The 18,957-nt window shown below is 37.7% G+C and carries 17 protein-coding genes; 7 read left to right on the top strand and 10 right to left on the bottom strand.

All coding sequences use genetic code 11. The features are described 5' to 3' along the window. Nucleotides 1–57: 57 nt before the first annotated feature. The 6 genes from COJ96_RS08770 to COJ96_RS08745 all read right to left on the bottom strand — a co-directional run bounded on the left by COJ96_RS08770 (nucleotide 58) and on the right by COJ96_RS08745 (nucleotide 7,539). Nucleotides 58–2,352: a thiamine pyrophosphate-dependent enzyme gene (locus COJ96_RS08770; protein WP_098572556.1), complete on the bottom strand. Its 2,295-nt coding sequence runs from the start codon at nucleotides 2,350–2,352 to the stop codon at nucleotides 58–60. Then, nucleotides 2,352–3,365 carry a 2-oxoacid:acceptor oxidoreductase family protein gene (locus COJ96_RS08765; RefSeq protein WP_098572555.1) on the bottom strand — a complete coding sequence of 338 codons (1,014 nt, stop codon included), beginning with the start codon at nucleotides 3,363–3,365 and terminating at the stop codon, nucleotides 2,352–2,354. The genes COJ96_RS08770 and COJ96_RS08765 overlap by 1 nt, the downstream gene beginning before the upstream one ends. Nucleotides 3,366–3,641: 276 nt before the next feature. Beyond that, nucleotides 3,642–4,361: a LutC/YkgG family protein gene (locus tag COJ96_RS08760; protein ID WP_098572554.1), complete on the bottom strand. Its 720-nt coding sequence runs from the start codon at nucleotides 4,359–4,361 to the stop codon at nucleotides 3,642–3,644. Nucleotides 4,362–4,363: 2 nt separating this feature from the next. Then, nucleotides 4,364–5,788, bottom strand: coding sequence for a LutB/LldF family L-lactate oxidation iron-sulfur protein (locus tag COJ96_RS08755; RefSeq protein ID WP_098572553.1), 1,425 nt, complete (start codon nucleotides 5,786–5,788; stop codon nucleotides 4,364–4,366). A gap of 84 nt (nucleotides 5,789–5,872) precedes the next feature. Beyond that, on the bottom strand, nucleotides 5,873–6,589 hold the full coding sequence (locus COJ96_RS08750; protein ID WP_098572552.1) for a (Fe-S)-binding protein: 717 nt from the start codon (nucleotides 6,587–6,589) through the stop codon (nucleotides 5,873–5,875). 221 nt (nucleotides 6,590–6,810) lie between these two features. Then, nucleotides 6,811–7,539, bottom strand: coding sequence for a FadR/GntR family transcriptional regulator (locus COJ96_RS08745; RefSeq protein WP_098572551.1), 729 nt, complete (start codon nucleotides 7,537–7,539; stop codon nucleotides 6,811–6,813). A gap of 321 nt (nucleotides 7,540–7,860) precedes the next feature. On the opposite strand from COJ96_RS08745, the gene COJ96_RS08740 reads away from it, so the two are divergent. Together COJ96_RS08740 and COJ96_RS08735 are read left to right on the top strand one after the other, a co-directional pair. Beyond that, on the top strand, nucleotides 7,861–9,552 hold the full coding sequence (locus tag COJ96_RS08740; RefSeq protein ID WP_098572550.1) for an L-lactate permease: 1,692 nt from the start codon (nucleotides 7,861–7,863) through the stop codon (nucleotides 9,550–9,552). A gap of 119 nt (nucleotides 9,553–9,671) precedes the next feature. Next, a complete protein-coding gene (locus COJ96_RS08735) occupies nucleotides 9,672–11,417 on the top strand; it encodes a B12-binding domain-containing radical SAM protein (RefSeq protein ID WP_098572549.1) in 1,746 nt (581 codons plus the stop codon). Nucleotides 11,418–11,435: 18 nt separating this feature from the next. Here COJ96_RS08735 and COJ96_RS28525 read toward each other — a convergent pair whose 3' ends face one another. Together COJ96_RS28525 and COJ96_RS28520 are read right to left on the bottom strand one after the other, a co-directional pair. Beyond that, nucleotides 11,436–11,573, bottom strand: coding sequence for a hypothetical protein (locus tag COJ96_RS28525; protein ID WP_180230027.1), 138 nt, complete (start codon nucleotides 11,571–11,573; stop codon nucleotides 11,436–11,438). Then, nucleotides 11,573–11,734, bottom strand: a complete 162-nt coding sequence (locus COJ96_RS28520; protein WP_166257651.1) for a hypothetical protein — start codon at nucleotides 11,732–11,734, stop codon at nucleotides 11,573–11,575. Before COJ96_RS28520 ends, COJ96_RS28525 begins: the two co-directional genes overlap by 1 nt. Before the next feature lie 140 nt (nucleotides 11,735–11,874). Here COJ96_RS28520 and COJ96_RS08730 point away from each other — a divergent pair, with 140 nt between their 5' ends. The 5 genes from COJ96_RS08730 (at nucleotide 11,875) to COJ96_RS08710 (ending at nucleotide 16,868) form a co-directional block, all read left to right on the top strand. Further along, on the top strand, nucleotides 11,875–12,228 hold the full coding sequence (locus COJ96_RS08730) for a DUF3905 domain-containing protein (RefSeq protein ID WP_180230026.1): 354 nt from the start codon (nucleotides 11,875–11,877) through the stop codon (nucleotides 12,226–12,228). 109 nt (nucleotides 12,229–12,337) lie between these two features. Next, complete coding sequence (locus tag COJ96_RS08725) at nucleotides 12,338–13,465, top strand: CdaR family transcriptional regulator (RefSeq protein ID WP_098572547.1); 1,128 nt, start codon at nucleotides 12,338–12,340, stop codon at nucleotides 13,463–13,465. Between the two features lie 121 nt (nucleotides 13,466–13,586). Next, nucleotides 13,587–15,050, top strand: coding sequence for a glycolate oxidase subunit GlcD (gene glcD / locus COJ96_RS08720; RefSeq protein WP_098572546.1), 1,464 nt, complete (start codon nucleotides 13,587–13,589; stop codon nucleotides 15,048–15,050). Next, nucleotides 15,047–16,372: a (Fe-S)-binding protein gene (locus COJ96_RS08715; protein WP_098572545.1), complete on the top strand. Its 1,326-nt coding sequence runs from the start codon at nucleotides 15,047–15,049 to the stop codon at nucleotides 16,370–16,372. The genes glcD and COJ96_RS08715 overlap by 4 nt, the downstream gene beginning before the upstream one ends. A gap of 298 nt (nucleotides 16,373–16,670) precedes the next feature. Beyond that, nucleotides 16,671–16,868 (top strand): alpha/beta-type small acid-soluble spore protein, encoded by a 198-nt coding sequence (locus COJ96_RS08710; protein ID WP_026566245.1) that lies wholly within the window; start codon nucleotides 16,671–16,673, stop codon nucleotides 16,866–16,868. A 44-nt stretch (nucleotides 16,869–16,912) separates the two neighbouring features. On the opposite strand, the gene COJ96_RS08705 is transcribed toward COJ96_RS08710, so the two are convergent. Further along, nucleotides 16,913–18,154: an anti-sigma factor domain-containing protein gene (locus COJ96_RS08705; protein WP_098572544.1), complete on the bottom strand. Its 1,242-nt coding sequence runs from the start codon at nucleotides 18,152–18,154 to the stop codon at nucleotides 16,913–16,915. Next, nucleotides 18,151–18,900 (bottom strand): RNA polymerase sigma factor SigI, encoded by a 750-nt coding sequence (gene sigI / locus COJ96_RS08700; RefSeq protein ID WP_098572543.1) that lies wholly within the window; start codon nucleotides 18,898–18,900, stop codon nucleotides 18,151–18,153. The genes COJ96_RS08705 and sigI overlap by 4 nt, the downstream gene beginning before the upstream one ends. Between the last annotated feature and the right edge of the window lie 57 nt (nucleotides 18,901–18,957).

Here is an 18,957-nt window from a genome sequence, read left to right as displayed (position 1 = left end):
TGTCAATAATTAAAAAAAACACTCCCAAAAGGAAGTGTCTTTGATCTATTCTACTATTTACAACATTGGATTTTCATCTTTTGCTTTTAGACGCTGCCATCTTTTCTCAACTTCAGCTTCAAACTCTTCTAACATTGGCTTGTTCTCTTCTTTTAGTAGATGTTTTGTTTTTCCCATATACTTTAACCAATCCGAAAGTGGAATTCGTTTATTCTTTTCTTCTGGATTGTAAGTGATTGTTGTAACACCCTGTTCGACTTCATAAAGCGGGAAGAAACAAGAGTTTACCGCAGCCTCCACTATGGTTGTGCCAAAACGGTCATCGGATTTCCAGTTAAGTGGGCATGTAATGAGAATTTTACCATAAACTGTTCCAACATTTTGTGCATACCATTGTGCTTTTGCACCCTTTTTCACTAGGTCCTGAGGGAATGCCTCGGAACCAGTAAATACATATGGAATATTCGTTGCTGCCATTATTTGTGCGGTATCTTTATGATGGAAAGCTTTACCACGCTGTGTTTTTCCTACACCAGAAGTACTTGTCATATGACCAATTGGCGTGGAATAAGACATTTGTGAGCCGGTATTCATGTAGCCCTCATTATCATATTCAAGCATAATTAGCTTATGACCACGAAGAGCTGTACCAATAGCTGATCCCATTCCGATATCCATTCCGCCATCGCCAGTAATCATTACAAATGTAGCATCATCAGATACTTGAATTTCACCGCGGCGTTTTAATTCCATGAATGCTTCAACTGTACCTGATAATGTTGCAGCACCGTTTTGGAATAAATTATGCATCATTGTTTGCTTATGGGATGTGCTTGGATAGGATGTTGTTGTTACATAGGCACATCCAGTTTGGAATAGTGTAACGATGTCTCCTTCAATTCCTTTAAAGAACAACTCAAGACCAGCAAAAATACCACAGCCCGGACATGCACCGTGACCTGATGCAATTCGTTTCGGTTTACCAGTTAAGGCCCTAAGTGGTGGAATTTTCACTTTTAATTTATTGGTTTCTTCATCCATCTTTACATCAATTAATCCGGTTTTAAAGACATCCCCATGTTGTGGTAAAATAACTGGTTTGAGAATTTTCTCAGGATTGCCAGGGATATGTCCATAGTAATCAAATGGCTTTTCGGCAAAGCCTTTTTCCAATGTATCCAATGCCATATCAAAGAAAGCCTCGGCATCACTTGCATAGAAATCCTTACCTCCAAGTCCAAATACACGACTTAACACAATCGTCTTGTTGTCTTTGTCATCTTGAAGGGCAGATTTCACTTCATGTGTAAGATTAGGCCCATTTGCTCCATAAGAATCCGCGCGTTCCCCAATTAATAATGATTTTACATTCTTAAGAGCTTCGCGAATTTCTTTTGCTGGGAATGGACGAATAATATTCGGGCTGATCACACCAGCCTTTATTCCTTTTTCACGAAGTTGATCCACAACATCTTTAGCAGATTCTGCTGCAGAGTTTAATAGAAATAAAGCTACCTCTGCATCTTCCATTTTATATAAATCTAGTATAGGATATTCTCTTCCAGAAAGCTTCGCGTATTCTTCAGCTACTTCTTTAAATACCTCACCAGCATTATACATTGCTTCTGACTGCTGGAAGTGATTATTAAGGAAATCATCTCCGCTCATATGCGCACCAATTGTTACTGGTTTACTTAAATCCCTGATAAAGTTGTAATCTGTTGGGCATTCACCCACAAATTGCTGTACAACACTGCGATCCTTAAAGAATTCAACCCGGCGCTTTTGATGGGAAGTAAAGAATCCATCATAAGCAACAATAACTGGTAAACGGACTTTAGAATGTTCCGCAATTTTTAATGCCATAATATTCATATCATATACAGCTTGCGGGGTTTTTGCTGTTAATATGACCCAGCCTGTATTTAAAGCATAATATAAGTCAGAATGATCTCCGCGAATATCTAATGGACCACTGACAGCACGTGTAACAAGATTCATTACCATAGGAAAACGAGTACCTGATTGGACTGGCATCTGCTCAAGCATATACAAGAATCCATTTGCACTTGTTGCATTGATTACCCTTGCACCTGTTGCTGCTGCACCATAGCAAATCCCGGCCGAACCATGCTCACCATCTGCAGGAATCAGTTTAATATCATGTTCTCCACGTGTTTTCATTTGATCTAGAAATTGAGCAACCTCTGTGGAAGGCGTAATTGGGAAGTATCCCATAATATGATAATTGATTTGTGCTGCGGCCAATGCAGCCATTTCATTCCCAGATTCAAAAGTAGAAATTTGTTCTGCAATCCTTTTTGCTGTTAATTTATCTTCTAAAATAGACATTATTGGACCCCTCCTGCAATATACGGAAAGTTTTGCTTTACGCGGTGTTCATCTGCATACCCAAGTAACTCACGAAGATCACCAAGGGCATCTGTTGGACAGGCCTCCACGCATTTCAGGCAGCCCTTACAGTATTGATAATCAATACCTTTAAGGAACATTTGTTTTCTGCCGCGCTTATCCTCCCCTTCTTCCCAAACGAAACAAAAGTCCGGACAAACATTGTCACAAGCTGCACAGTTAATACATTTCTCTTGCTGGAATTCTGGAAGGAATCCTTGGCGTGAGCCGCTTAAATCTTTATAAATACTATTAGCTTGTGAAACCATGACTCCACCGATTTCCTGGGTCATGTATCCAAGCATTGGCAATGAACGGGTAAAGGATTTTCCTTCCGCACCGGCTGGTACTTCGTATGTTTTAAATTGAACCTCATTATAACCGCGGTCAAAAGTACGGATATTTGGTTCAACTAGATGTGGGTATTTTTTTGTGAACGTTTTCCTTATTACATCTCTCATTGATTCTGGATCTAAAAAGTCACAAATGCGATAGAGTGCACCTAGCATGGCTGTATTTACTTTCGTTTTTTCCTCAACGGCAATCGAAAGGGCATCTATTATAGCAAGTGTACCGTATTGCAATTGTAAATCCTTTTTTACTTCATCAAAATCTCTCGCGGTATTAACGAGTACGATACCATCAGCATTTAATCCGCTGACAACATTAACAGTTCTATATAAAGCTTCATGGAAAACCCCAACAATATGTGGTTGTTCAATTGGACTATGGTCTCTAATTTCCACACCTGGTTCACAGAAGCGGATGAAACTCTTTACTGGAGAGCCCTTTTTTTCGGATCCGTAGGATGAAAAATTGGATCCTTTCAAGCCAAGACTCAAAACGCCTGCCTCCGCCAACATTTTTCCAGCAAGGTTAGCACCTAATCCCCCAATTGATTCAAGACGGATTTCAAAAAATCCTAGTTCATTTTTTTTCGGTAAAATAGACATAATGTCCCTCCCTGACTTCGTTCAATAAAACTCCACGAAATAGACATAAAATTTTACTATCCCACAACCATTGTAAAACGAATATTTTTATTAATCTGTGATAAAAGTCAAACACAAAGAAAAAAATTTTGTAACACAAAAATTAATTATTGAATAAACGCTAGTATATATGATCTTCAAGATGACATTTCATTATATAACAGATTATAAATTGTTGTATAACAGAATAAAACAAAAAAAGCCTGCACCGATTATGGTACAGACCTCTAAAAATATTTATAAATCATTAATGACAATATATGATGCCTTTACAGGTCCATGAACTCCAACGACAAGATTCAATTCAATATCTGCAGAGTTACTCGGTCCAGTAATAAAATTGATGCATGAAGCAACGTGACCAGTTTTCTTATGAATCTCCCGCATCTTTTGAGATGCTTGCGTAATCCGCGGTACTAGTGTACTTTTCGGTATAAGTGCGATATAGGTGGCAGGGAGAAAACTGACAGTTCTCCCCTTATTCTCATCGCTAAACAATACGACCGTTCCGGATTCAGCCAATGTTATTTCACTAATTGTAATCCCCACATTGGCCTTCTCTGCTTTTGCAATGTTTTGGTGCCCCTTGCTATGATTCCATTCGTAAACTTCTATATTCTGTGCTGGCCATTCCTTTTTTATAAGTAGATCGAGTCCCCACTTGGAAAAGCGTTCATCTTTCCATGTGACAATCGGACCACCGCCAAAGCCAGAAACTACTTCATTTAGGACTGAAGGTAAATCATTGCTATCAGTTACATAAAGGCTTGTATGAATTTTTTTACATTGCTCTTTAAGAACCTCTAACAATTCATCTTGTGTAGCATCCTTTAATACCTCATATTGGGGCTGGAATTTCCAGGCCGGCCTTTCAACTGGGGAGGAAATGCGCGGCCGCCCAAGACTGCCCGCAATTTGGTTTAGAAATTTATCTCGATTGTGAATCGCTCCAACCATGATTATTTGCCTCCTTTTTCACGGTTTTTAAACCAATCTCTGAATCGCTCTTTATTTGGTGCTGGAAAATCACGAATATCTGTCCAAGCCTTTAATGGACCTGGTCCCTTAGAAATCTTCTCACCCACTGTAAAAGGGTTCATGGCAGCAGGTGCCATCTTAGATCCTATGTTATACATGATTGGAGAGGCTGCCCCTAAACCAAAAGCCTTCATTAATAGTTTTTCGGATATTGGCGCTTTTCCCTCTTTTTCAACAATGACTTCTCGGTGTTTATGAAGAAGGTTATGTAACGGGATTTTTACTGGACATACCTCTGTGCAAGCTCCACATAGGGTTGAAGCGTAAGGGAGCTCTTTAAATTCATCATACCCGCCTAATAATGGAGATAGGACTGCACCAATAGGCCCCGAATAAATAGAGCCATATGAATGTCCGCCCACATGCCGATAAACCGGACATACGTTAATACATGCAGCACAGCGGATACACTGTAAAACAGATTGGAACTCTCCGCCAAGTATCTTGGATCTTCCGTTATCAACAATGACAAGGTGAAATTCCTCAGGGCCATCGACATCTAATGCTTCTTTCGGTCCTGTTAACACAGTAATATAGCTAGTTAATTTCTGACCTACCGCACTTCTCGTTAGTAAACTAACTAAAACTTCCATCTCTTCAAAGGTTGGAACCAGTCTTTCCATTCCCATAACTGTAATTTGTGTTTTAGGTAATGCTGTTACTAAATCAGCATTTCCTTCGTTAGTTACTAGACTAAAAGAACCAGTTTCGGCCACAGCAAAATTACAGCCAGTAATCCCGATATCTGCTGATAGGTATTCCTTTCGAAGCATCTCACGGGCATGCCATGCTAATTCTTCTGGTTTTGATGTTTTTGTGTAACCTAACCTATCCGTAAACACATCACGAATTTGTTCTTTATTTTTATGAAGCGCTGGTACAACAATATGTGATGGGGGATCATGATCATCAATTTGAAGAATGTATTCACCAAGGTCTGTTTCTATAACCTCACATCCCTCTTTTTCCAACATTGCATTTAAACTGATTTCTTCAGTTACCATCGATTTCGATTTAACAATTTTCTTGGCTTCCTTCTTTTTTACAATCCCTTGGATGTACTTATTTGCTTCTTCCTTGGTTTGTGCAAAAAATACATGTCCGCCACGCTTGGCAACATTCTCACTTAGTTGTTCTAAATAATAATCCAAGTTTTCCAGTACATGTTGGCGGATTTCTTCCCCATGCGAGCGCCATTCTTCCCAGTTTCCTAGTTCCTCAGCCGCGACTCTTCTTTTTACACCCATACCGTCCTGTGCTCCAGCAACAGCCCCGCGCATGAAGTCATCATGAATTCCTTTATCAACACGTTCTTTAAAATGTTCTGTGCTAATCTTCATTGCCATACAATCATTCCTCCATTCTTCTAAGTTAATAAAACTTGTCTATTGATTTCCGCTCCAGTCACTTCAATCAACAGACTTCCAAAATCAACGGCTATTTAATACCTCGGCAATATGCATTACCTTGATTGGCTTACCAACTCTATCAATTCTTCCGCCGATATTCATCAAACAGGCTGCATCGGCACCGATTAGATACTCAGCCCCAGTTTCTTCAACGTGTCGGACTTTTTCATCCACCATTTGCTCTGAAATTTGAGCCATTTTTACTGCAAAAGTCCCCCCAAAACCACAGCATTGTTCCTTCCCAGGCAATTCAGTAAACCTTAGACCTTTTACATTACTTAATAGAATCATAGGAGCTTTCTTTACACCCAACAATCTTGTCATGTGACAGGAGGTATGATAGGTTACACTTCCTTCAAAACGGGCACCGACATCTTCAATTTTCAAAACATCAACAATGAATTGCGTAAGTTCAAATGATTTTTCAGCAAGTCTTTTTGCTTTTGGTTCCCAAACCGGGTCTCCCTTAAAGATATGCTGATATTCATGGAACATAGTTATGCAGGACCCTGATGGTGAGACTATGTATTCAGCATCACTAAACGTGTCGATCATTCGTTTCATAGCTTCTTTTGTTTCTTTAACATAACCACTATTATATGATGGCTGCCCGCAACAAACTTGCGATTCAGGAAAATCAATTTCACACCCGAGCCTCTCAAGTAATTCGACAGTGGCCTTTCCTACATTACTTTTGAACATATCTACAATACAAGTTGCAAAAAGAGTAACCTTCATGATTGTCTTCCTCTCCTATTTTTCAAATTTACACAAGTTCCACTGATGAACTGGTCATCTGATGACTAATTGAAAAAAATTAAGATTTTTATATCATTCATACTACAATAAAAGTAGACCCTATTGAAAGTGCTTCCAGCAAAAAAAAAGAAAATTTTAAAAAACATGCGTTCCAAATTAGTTTGGAGGTTGCATGTTTTTTGGATTAATTATACAAAAAGTTAGCTTGTAAAATTCGCAGATTGAAAATATTTTTGTAATACGGCTTCAACGTTCTCAAGATGTAAAAGCATAAACTTTCTTGCTTTTTCTTCATCCTGTTCTTTAACCGCTTCAAAAATATCCTTATGTTCATCATAAAGTCGTTCCATCGTGGTTTGTTTAGAAAAGAGCCAAACACGACGTGTTTCTTTCATGGTTTCTCCCATTAATCCAGAAACATGATTCATCAAGCTAAGCAGCAAAGGGTTTTGCGCGGCATCGGCAAGAGCAAAATGAAATTGGAGATCAGCTTTTTCGCCCAGTGTTTCATTCCCTTGAGCATTTCTCATTTCTTCAAGTGCATCCTCCATCATTGCTAAATGGTGACTTGTTCTTTTTTTCGCAGCTGCAGCAGCCGTTCCAATTTCAATAATCTTACGAACCTCTAATAATTGAGCAATGTCTTCTTGGTTCATTAAAATAGCTGTTGATAGTGGGAAAGTAATTTGATCTGATTCAAATTCCTTTATGAAAGTACCTTCCCCTTGCTTCATTTCAACGAGCCCCATCGCTCTTAAAGAGGTTAACGCTTCACGGATGGCGGAGCGGCCTACTTGGAAATTTTCAGCAAGTTGTTGTACCGAATCAAGTTTTTCCCCAGGTTTAACCTGACCCGTTCGAATCATTTCATATATGGCCTCTGCTACTTCTTCATAGATCTTTTTTGGTTTTATTTTTTTATAATTCACCGGTCCAGCCCCTAACAAGCATTTGTTTCTTAGATCCATTTTCATTATACATTTTTCTCGAAAATCTGCCTATATAATCTACATTATCACTATAAACAAGATTCCACTATTCGTTACGTAATAATATTTAATAATGGAAATTTTTAAAAAAAAGATTGAATTTCTTCGATTTCGTCCATATAATTCATTTTAGAAGCAAGAAACATCTAGTCATCTGATGACCTTGTCACCATTTGTAAGCGATTGCTAATTTAAAGGAGGGTAGATTTTATTATTTGGAGAAAAAATCAAAAAAAGCTAATTCGGGGGGATTAAGCTATTATGACATTTACTCAAAACTTTACAGCAGTGGGAGATAATCTCGCATTATCTGCTGTTGTTGCACTAATTCCGATTCTTTACTTTTTCTGGGCTTTAGCCATTAAACGGATGAAAGGCTATCTTGCAGGAGTATCTACACTTGCTATAGCCTTAGTGATTGCTATTTTTGCCTATAAAATGCCTGCGGGTATGGCATTTATGTCGGCCTCACAAGGTGCTGTATATGGAATACTGCCGATTGGCTGGATTATCATTACATCAGTATTCCTGTATAAACTTACTGTAAAGACTGGACAATTTGATATTATTCGAACCTCTGTTGTTTCTATTACGGAGGACCGCCGTTTACAAGCATTATTGGTAGCGTTTTCCTTTGGAGCTTTTCTTGAAGGTGCCGCAGGTTTTGGTGCACCTGTTGCCATTTCCGCTGCTCTTTTGGTAGGATTAGGATTTAATCCTTTATATGCTGCAGGGCTTTGTCTAATTGCTAATACTGCACCTGTTGCATTCGGAGCGATTGGTGCACCGATTATTGCCATGGAAGGGCCAACTGGTATTGCAGCAACAGAGATCTCAAAAATGGTAGGCCGCCAGTTGCCATTTTTATCGGCCTTTATCCCATTCTATCTAGTATTTATCATGGCTGGCTGGAAAAAAACGAAAGAAGTCATGCCAGCTATTCTCGTATCAGGAGTAGCATTTGCTGGTACTCAATTTTTCACCTCTAACTTTATGGGACCAGAACTTCCCGATATCTTATCAGCTTTAGTTTCCTTATTTGCACTAGCTGTCTTCTTAAAATTCTGGAAGCCAAAAACAATCTTCCGATTTTCTTCTGAGCAAGAACTTGCTGCTACATCGGCAAGGAAACTTAAAACACAAGAAGTTAAACATACGGGAGGGCAAATTTTCAAGGCTTGGTCACCTTTCCTATTGTTAACAGCAATTATTACATTATGGGGTATTCCTACCGTTAAGCTTGCATTAACTGGTCATTACGAGGGGGCAAACGCCATCTTAAAAGCAGTTAATTCGATTGGGCATGCACTTACATATATTCCAAATGTGCCATTAATAAATAATAAAATCATTAACACCGCAGGAGCTCCAATCCCAGCAATATATAAATTGGAACTTCTTGGAGCAGCCGGTACAGCAATCTTAATCGCAGCAATTTTAACAAAATTCATCGTCGGCATCTCTTGGAAAAATTGGGCTATTACTTTTGGCGAAACCATCAATGAATTAAAATATCCAGTCATTACAATTGCTGCTGTTGTTGGTTTTGCCTATGTTACAAATGCATCTGGAATGAGTACTACTCTTGGAATGACACTTGCCAAAACAGGTTCATTACTATTTCCGTTTTTCTCACCTTTCCTTGGCTGGCTTGGAGTGTTTATTACTGGGTCCGATACTTCTGCAAACTTATTATTCGGTAACCTCCAAAAAATCACTGCGACTTCTATTGGTATGGATCCGGTGTTAGCTCTGGCAGCTAACTCTTCCGGCGGAGTAACCGGAAAAATGATTTCACCACAATCAATAGCTGTTGCCTGTGCCGCTGTTGGACTTGCAGGTAAAGAATCCGAACTGTTCCGCTTCACAATCAAACACAGCTTCTTCTTAGTAATAATTATTGGAATAATGACCTTTGTTCAGAGTCATTACCTCAGTTTTATGATTCCTTAATAATTATTTTGTAAGACCCATGCCAAACCGGCATGGGTCTTTTGTATCGTTTGCTTCTTTTTTTCTCTAAACTAGGCTATAATAAAATATTGTTTTCATTTATGCAAAGGAGTTTTTATATGAATGTTATTTGTTCAACCCTGAATGCTAAGTTTATTCATACCAACCTAGCGATTCGCTGCCTAAAGGCTTATGCAGCACCAGATTTTAATATACAAATCAAGGAATATACCATAAAGGACCCTATTTTAAATATTGTGACAGATCTCTATCAACAGAAACCGAAGGTGATTGGATTTAGCTGTTATATCTGGAACATTGAAGAAACCATTAAAGTGGTGAATCTGTTAAAAAAAGTGGACCCATCGCTAGTTATTGTTCTAGGCGGACCTGAGGTTACTTATGACACACGTGAATGGATGGAAAAAGTACCTGAGGTGGACTTTATTGTTATGGGTGAAGGTGAACAAACCTTTAAACAGTTACTAACTGAAATCCAAAATAATCATAACTTTAAAAAAGTACCTGGAATTGCCTTACGTGAGAATCAGCAAATAGTCATTACTCCCCAAATGAATAAGTTGGACTTAAAGGAATTACCTTCACCCTATCGTTTCCCTGAAGATATCGCCAATTTAGGCAAACGAGTCACCTATATTGAGACTAGCCGTGGTTGTCCATTCAGCTGTCAATTTTGCTTGTCATCGATTGAGGTGGGTGTCCGATACTTTGACCGTGAAAAAATTAAAGAAGATATACGCTATTTAATGGCTAATGGGGCAAAAACAATTAAGTTTGTCGATCGTACCTTTAATATTAGCAGGAGTTATGCTATGGAAATGTTTCGTTTCTTAATTGATGAACATCTTCCTGGAACCGTCTTTCAGTTTGAAATTACAGCAGATATTATGCGTCCTGAAGTAATTGAATTTCTTAATCAAGAAGCTCCTAAAGGTCTTTTCCGCTTTGAAATCGGTGTTCAATCCACCAATGACTTTACCAATGAACTGGTGATGCGAAAACAAAATTTTTCGAAACTGACAAGGACAGTCTCAATGGTAAAAGAAGGTAGGAAAATAGACCAGCATCTTGATTTAATAGCTGGTTTACCTGAAGAAGATTACGCTTCCTTTCGAAAGACTTTCAATGATGTATTTGAGCTCCGTCCGGAAGAGCTGCAATTAGGTTTTCTAAAAATGCTCAGAGGCACAGGAGTAAGGCTTCGGGCAGATCACCATAAATATATATATATGGATCATTCTCCCTATGAAATCTTAAGCAACAACGTCCTCTCTTTCGACGATATTGTTAGAATTAAGCAGGTTGAGGATGTGTTGGAAAAATACTGGAATGACCATCGGATGGATGCAACTGTGGAATATTTAATAACCAATGTATTTCCTTCACCGTTTGACTTCTTTCAAGAATTTGGTTCTTTCTGGGAAAGCCAAGGCTGGTCCAGAATTGGTCATCAACTTGAAGATTTATTCCGTAGACTGTATACCTTTTTAGAACACCAGGATGTTGCCGAGCTTGATGTTATTGTTGGGCTAATGAAGTATGATTACTTTTTGAAGCACAAATTCAAACCAAGAAAACCTTGGTGGGAAGCAAGCTTTAATAAGGAAAAAAGAACACAAATTTACAAACAAATTTCCGAACATCCGTCTATTTTAGGGGATTCGTTTGTTGATCTTGGCCTCGATGAAAAAGAATTGTATAAACATACGATGCTTGAAGAACTCACCTTTGATTTATCAGAATTCCTAACAAGCGGGAAGATTTTTAAACATCCTTCATGTCTTTTAGCTTATTTTGACCCCATGAACAGTGGTACACAGATTTTTTCATATTTAGAAAAATAACAAGCCGGCGTTGCCGGCTTATTTCTTTTTATTATTTTTCTTCTCTTTTTGTGTCACCTGCATAATGTCATATAATTTTGTGCCGTTAACATCGCCAAATTCGATGCTGAATTCTTCAGTAGGAATACGTGGTGGGGTTTTACGGCGGCTTTTCATTAACTTCTTCCCTTTTTCCCTAGTTTTGAATTTCGATTTTGAAATCTTATCGCATTGTTATTATCAGTGAATTCCGCTGAAAATTCACTTTCTTGAACATTTTTATGAGGTGTTTTTGTATATTTTTCCACTGCATCAAATTCTGCTTTACGTTTTGCCATCAAATAATCCTCCCAGAAAATAGTTTAACCTTACTACCTTAGTTTTGAACAAACTAAAGGTAATCATTCCTTTCCTTTTTTTTCATAAATAAATTTGCTCTACTCGAAGAAAATAAAGAAAAAACAGGAGTGATTTGAAAATGAAAAAAACGAAAAATACACAGTCTGCCGAGCCAGTAAGCTTGAATGAAACCATGCCTCATCAAATCAGTGCCCCTAGCTTTGAGGGTACTGGAATAAAAATGGAGCCTCCCTTTGTTAATGAACATGGTGTTACGATTGGTGATAGTATTTATGCCTCGCCTAATTCTCCTCTAGAGAACTGGACAAAAGATACAGACCCTTCGATTATGGCGGGAGATAAATGGGTTCATCCGACTAATGATATTGGCTGGAACACAAGTGAAAACCGAGATTTATTGGAAAGTAAAAAGAAACCGCAAGCATATCCTTTTATGCATCCTTCAAAAGATGTAAGTCAAGGAAGTGATTAAGTTCATCATTTTTACCAAACTCTGGATGACACATCCAGAGTTTTTTTACCAAACAACCTTCAGGCAAACACTGCTATAATAGAAGCAGTTGTTCTTGGAGGTGTCACCCTTGATATTACCTGAATTAGCTGAAAAAATTGTCAAAGAAGTCCAGAAGTTAATTGGTGAAGATATTATTGTTGTAAACACGGAAGGCTATATCATTGCAAGCACTGACTTCGATCGAGTAGGGTCTTTCCATGAAGGAGCTTTGATTGCATTACAACAAAAAAGAAAGATGATCATTACACATGAAGACCAATTAAAGTTAACTGGTGTAAAAGCTGGGATTAATTTACCGATTTTCTTTCAACATGATGTGATTGGAGTAATTGGAATTACTGGGGAACCAAATAAAGTTACCCCTTTTGGTGAAGTAATCCGAAAAATGACTGAACTCCTTATTAGTGAAAATTATTATGCCGAACAGTTTGAATGGCATACGCGAGCATTAGAATCATTCATAATGGATTGGGTCCAAGCCAAAGAGTGGAATTACTCTTTCTTAGACCGAGCTAAGCTTCTATCAATTGACATAACAGTCAAAAGATTGGTTGTAATTATTGAATTTATCGGGTTAAACGTACCACTTTCGAGGGATAGTTGGACAATGATTTTTAATAGGTTTCAGCAAAATGCAAAAGAAGTTGTCGCTAGGTCTGGCAATGATAGGATAGTATTACTCATAAATTGCTCTAATCGACCTACACGGGAGAGTATTGAGAGACGTTTACAGCATTTTTTTCAATTCTTGACAAACAAGTTCGGGATTCAAGCGATTGCTGGTGTTGGTCAGGCAACGGATTCTCAGGAAATTAGTGATTCCTATCGACAAGCTGAAAGATCTTTGAACATAGCAAAGTTAAATACCTCGATTATTTTCGATGAAGATTTGACTCTTGAAATGATTTCTGAAGAAATTAATCCCAAAACCAAAGCTGATTTTATTACAAGAACCATTGGACCCCTTTTGAAGGAAACAGAACTATTAGAAACCATTAAAGAATTATTTAAGCAAAATCATTCGTTGAAGAACACATCGAATACCTTACATATACATATCAATACCCTCCACTATCGTTTAAAAAAAGTTGAGGAATTAACACAATTAACCCCTAATAATATCCATGATTTAGTTACATTGTATCTTGGCATTCTCTTTTTGGATGAACAAACAAAAATCAAAAAATATTATTGAGTTTTATTAGATGTTTATCCATAGCAGGCAGATGCCTGTTTTTTTTATACTTAATTTAGAACATAAAAACACATTTACCTTGTAGGCGTATTCAGTGAATGAAGTGAATGGAGGAAACAGCATGCTTTCCAAAGTAGTAAAAGACAAATTAATCAGCATTGTTTCAAGGGAAAATTTTGATGATGCCAAAACCGAAAGACTTGTTTATTCCTATGATTCAACCCCAAACTTGCAGGCAATGCCGGATGCGGTTGTCAGCCCAAGGAATACAAAGGAAGTTTCAGAAGTTGTTAAGGTATGTAATGAAAATAAAGTGCCTATTGTACCGAGAGGTTCCGGGACAAATCTTTGTGGAGGCACATGCCCAACTGAGGGTGGCGTAGTTATTCTTTTCAAGCATATGAACAGTATTGTTGACTTAGATGAAGAGAATTTAACGATTACTGTCCAGCCAGGGGTCATATGCCTGGATGTCGCTAATGCTGCTTCGGCAAAAGGACTTTTTTATCCACCCGATCCAGGTTCAATGAAAATTGCCACGATTGGTGGAGCCATTAACGAAAACTCTGGTGGATTACGTGGACTTAAATATGGAGTCACCCGGGATTATGTGATTGGTCTTGAGGTTGTCATGCCAAACGGGGATATCGTAAGAACAGGTGGAAAACTGGCAAAGGATGTCGCAGGGTATGATCTTACCCGGTTAATGGTAGGTTCAGAAGGAACTCTTGGGATCATCACTGAAGCAATTTTAAAGCTTATCCCCATGCCTGAAACTAAGAAAACGATGCTAGCCTTGTATCAGGATCTAGAAGCTGCAGCAAAATCTGTTTCCAAAATTATTGCCAATAAAATTATACCTGTCACACTTGAGTTCCTAGATCAACCTACGATCAGAGTAGTCGAAGACTATTCTCAAATTGGATTACCTACAGACGTTCAAGCAGTTTTATTAATTGAACAAGATGGCTCACCTGAGGTCGTCGAACGTGATATTGAAAAAATCATCAAGGTTTGTAAGCAGGAAGGTGCCGTCTCCGTTCAAGTAGCATCTTCAGAAGAAGAAGCGTTAGCCTTAGCTGCTGCAAGGCGCACAGCACTTTCTGCACTTGCACGACTCAAGCCAACTACTGTACTTGAAGATGCTACTGTCCCAAGGTCAGAAATAGCGAAAATGGTAAACGCAATTAATAACATTGCTGACAAATACAATCTGCAAATTTGTACCTTTGGCCATGCAGGTGATGGAAATCTCCATCCTACATGCCCAACGGATGCAAGAAATCACGAAGAAATGGAACGTGTCGAGATGGCTTTTGCAGAAATCTTTGAAAGAGCAGTGGAACTTGGCGGAACCATTACAGGTGAGCATGGTGTCGGAGTTATGAAAGCACCGTATCTTGAATGGAAACTGGGTAAAGAAGGAATTGCCGTGATGAAAGCCATTAAACTTGCTTTGGATCCAAATAATATCATGAATCCGGGTAAGGTTTTTGCAAAAAGTTATAGGAAGCGCGTGGTAGTTTCTGGCCAGGGAACAGTTTTCGCAGCAGACGACAAAAAACAAATGGTGGTTTCAAAATGACAACAGTGAAAGAAAAAGAAATCATCCAAGAACAGTTTAAAGTCAGAATGAATGAAGATGAATTATTAAATTGTATGCGCTGTGGTTTTTGTTTACCCGCGTGTCCCACATATATTGAATCAGGCTATAAAGAATCACATTCCCCGCGGGGCAGAATCGCCTTAATGAAGGCTGTTACCGATGGTTTAATTGAACCGGATGAAGACTTTGAGCGTTCGCTTAACCTATGTCTTGGCTGCGTGGCATGTGAAACTGTTTGCCCATCTGGAGTAAAGTATGGTCATTTGCTTGAAGAAGCACGTGATATTGTCAGTCAGAATAAGAAATACTCACTATCGACTAGCATCGTTCGAAAAACAGTTTTCGAAGGATTGTTCCCACATCCAAAACGAATGAAAAATGTGACAGGGTTAATTGGGTTTTACCAACGTTCTGGCTTACAAACTATGGCGAGAAAAATTGGATTTTTAGGTATGTTGCCTGAGCATTTAACCTTAATGGAAAAAATACTTCCTCCAGTTTCAACGATGAAAGAACTGAAAAATAGACCGGTTCATGCAGAACCAATTGGAAAACAAACACACCGAGTTGCCTTCTTTAGCGGCTGTTTGATGGACTCCATGTTTATGAAAACAAATGATGCTACCATCAAATTACTCCAACTGGCTGGTTGTGAAATTGTTATTCCTGAGGAGCAAACCTGTTGTGGTGCCCTGCACGGTCATTATGGTGAAAAAGGGAGTTCAAAAGATCTTGCCAAGAGAAATATCAAAGCATTTGAGGATTTAAATGTTGATTTTATCATTACGAATGCCGGCGGTTGTGGTGCATTCTTACTTGGATATGATCACTTATTAAAAGAAGACCCAGAGTGGAGTGACCGAGCTAAGAAGTTTACCGAAAAAATTCAAGATGTAAATGAAATTTTAGTTTCAGTTAACTTCCATGAAAGGGTAAAATTAGAGCTCCCACCTCAGATAATTACTTATCAGGATTCTTGTCATTTAAGAAATGTGATGAAAACTGCATCTGCCCCTAGGCTCCTTCTGCAGTCCATTAAAGGAGCTAAATATGTTGAAATGAATGATGCAGACCGTTGCTGCGGTTCGGCCGGTATATACAATATTATCGAATCAGAAATGTCAATGAAAATGCTTGATTACAAAATGGTCCAAGCAAAAAATACCCACGCTTCCACAATTGTTACTACTAACCCTGGCTGCTTATTACAAGTAAAAGTTGGGATTGAAAAGGAAGGACTCTCCGAGAAAATGCGAGGTGTTCATATCGTTGACCTCTTATTAGAGGCAGTGAAGGCATAGTAAAAAAGAGCCGTTTGGCTCTTTTTTATTTAATTGGCTGTGTTAAAAATTAATTTTAACACTCTGTTGATTGGAGTGGAAGGCACGAAGACTCCTGCGGGNNGAGGAGGCTCCCCGGCACGCCCGCGAACCGCTTGTGCCTGGAACGGAAATCAACAGACAAACTTAACACAGCCATTTTTTTAAAATTTATATCCAATAACGAAAAACATTTCCACTTATAAAACAACAAAATAAATTAATAATACCTATACAGAGGTAAAATAATCTCTGTATTGAAAATAAGGAGCTGATTTATATGGCTAATAGCAGTAACAAGTTGTTAGTACCTGGGATTGAACAATATTTAGATCAAGTTAAATACGAAATCGCCCAAGAATTTGGAGTCAATTTAGGGTCAGATACAGTTTCAAGAGCAAATGGATCTGTAGGCGGGGAAATTACAAAACGCCTTGTCCAACAGGCACAAGCACAATTATCTGGACAACAACAATAATTTCATAAATATGGAAAAAGTCCGGAATTACTTCCGGACTTTATTTATCTATGTTTTCCATGAGAATTTTTATTTTTTTGGTCATCATCCTTATTTTCATTGATATGATGTTTATAGTTTTTATTCTCATGTTTATTTATTTCTTTTTCTTTATTTTTCCATTTACTATGGTTTTTATCAATACCATTATGATTGTCTTTCTTTTTAGATTTTTCTTGGTATAACGAATTTTTGTTCTCAGCTTTTTTTTCTTTGACGGGGTCTCTATGACTATCTTTCCCGTTAGACTTTTCTTGGTTCTGTGATTTTTTGTTCTCAGCCTTTTTTTCTTTTTGTTTATTATTTTGTTTTATAGGCCGCTCTTGATTTTGTTTTATATTATGTTCATCTATCTTTTTCAATTGTCCAGGTGGATTAACTTTTCCATTTATCCATTTCTTTTCCAATTGCCTTTTGTTTTCTGCAAATGCCTTATTTTGAACGGCCTTATTTTCTGTTTGTTTCTTCACTGGTCCTGAAGGAGTAGAGTGAACAGGCTGTTTCTTTTGTTTAGGTTTACTATCGGTAGTTTTCTTTTTATCTTTCGTTTTCACTTCATTTGTTCTATTAATGGAAACTTTGGCGTTATTATCGTGTAATTTACCAGCTGTAATGCCAAGTTTATGCGCTTTTTTTAATTCTTCTTTAGTAGGATTTACAACTATAAGTTCAACCTTTTGTTTGTCAACTGATGCTTTAATTTCTTCAATGTTTGCTTTAAGTTCCTTTTCCACTTTTTCATCAGGATCGGTGGTCCTTACTGCGGAAATGGTAACGTGTTCTTTTGTACTCAAATAACCTTCTTTATTCATTTCAGCGAAAATCGTTTGTGCTAATTCAGAAACATTTTTCTTTTTCCAATTAGTCAGGTGCGAGACAATCTTCTTACCGTCATTGTTAAATCCTATAATTTCAACAACCTGCATCTTTTTATTAACACCAAGTTCGATACTTGGATTAACATCAATTGACATATAGGCATACGCTTTATTACTTTGATACATTGGGAAAAATGAGCCAAGCATAATAACGAACGCAGCCACTAGTGCCCAAACAGGTTTAAATTTAAAAATGCTATTAAACCAACTAAAAGGTTTTGAGCTTTTAACATGATCTATTGGAAAAAAGTGAATTTCTTCCCCAATTGCATAGGGCTGATTTTGTCTTCTGCTATGTAAAAACTCACCTTCAGGGGTCATAAGCGTTAGGAATTCTTCTTCAATTTCCATTATAATTCCCTTTTTCATGTGTCTAGCACCCCCTTTATATAATCTTTCATATAAACATAATCACCAGATAATATAAGTGCAATGGCAATAATATATTTCCTATTTCGTTCAATCGTCTTCCTGCTGACATCTACCATTTTCTCTAACTGTTTAATGGGCAGCCGTTTATTATTAAATAACATTTCTTTTAATTCTTCGTTTTCGACTAACAATTTTGCAGCGATAATTGCGTTTTTGCGTGCATCGACATGCTTAGGTGAATTCTCAACTAAATCAGAAAAACTTAAATCAAAAGTAGTTAATAATTTCTGAAAATGAACAATTTCATCTTTTCTTAATTGTTCATCATTCTTTTTCTTGTAATCATCTAATGAGAGTTCATTAACAATAATTGTTCCAGCTGTTTCTTCTTCATTTGTATCATTAGTTAAGTCAAAACTTAAATGTTGATTTTTGGATTGCTTACGAATATAGTCAATTACTCTTCTTTTGATTATGACTTCAGAAAAACTCAATAAGGAGTTCCCACGCTCTGTAGAATATTTCTCAATCGCTTCATTGAACGCGATGAGCCCAATACTAAATTCATCATCGGTTTCATAGATATATCGTTTGCATACAGAAGATACTGTTTTTGCTATAAATGGTTTGTAGGAATTAATAATTTCATCAAGTAAATAACGGTCACCTTGTTGAATCAGAAGAACCGTTTCTTCCAAGGTGTTCTTCTTTTTCTTTTTGGCCATAAACAATAAACCTAGCATATGCTCACCTCTATTCGACCAATTATAACATATGAGTGTTATCTTGGACTTTTTTTG

Origin of the sequence: Bacillus sp. AFS073361, from assembly GCF_002567005.1 — a bacterium.
In the GTDB taxonomy this organism is placed as follows: Bacteria; Bacillota; Bacilli; order Bacillales; family Cytobacillaceae; genus Neobacillus.
The sequence above is the reverse complement of the archived record's forward strand: the minus strand, read 5'-3'. Positions and strand labels throughout refer to the sequence as shown.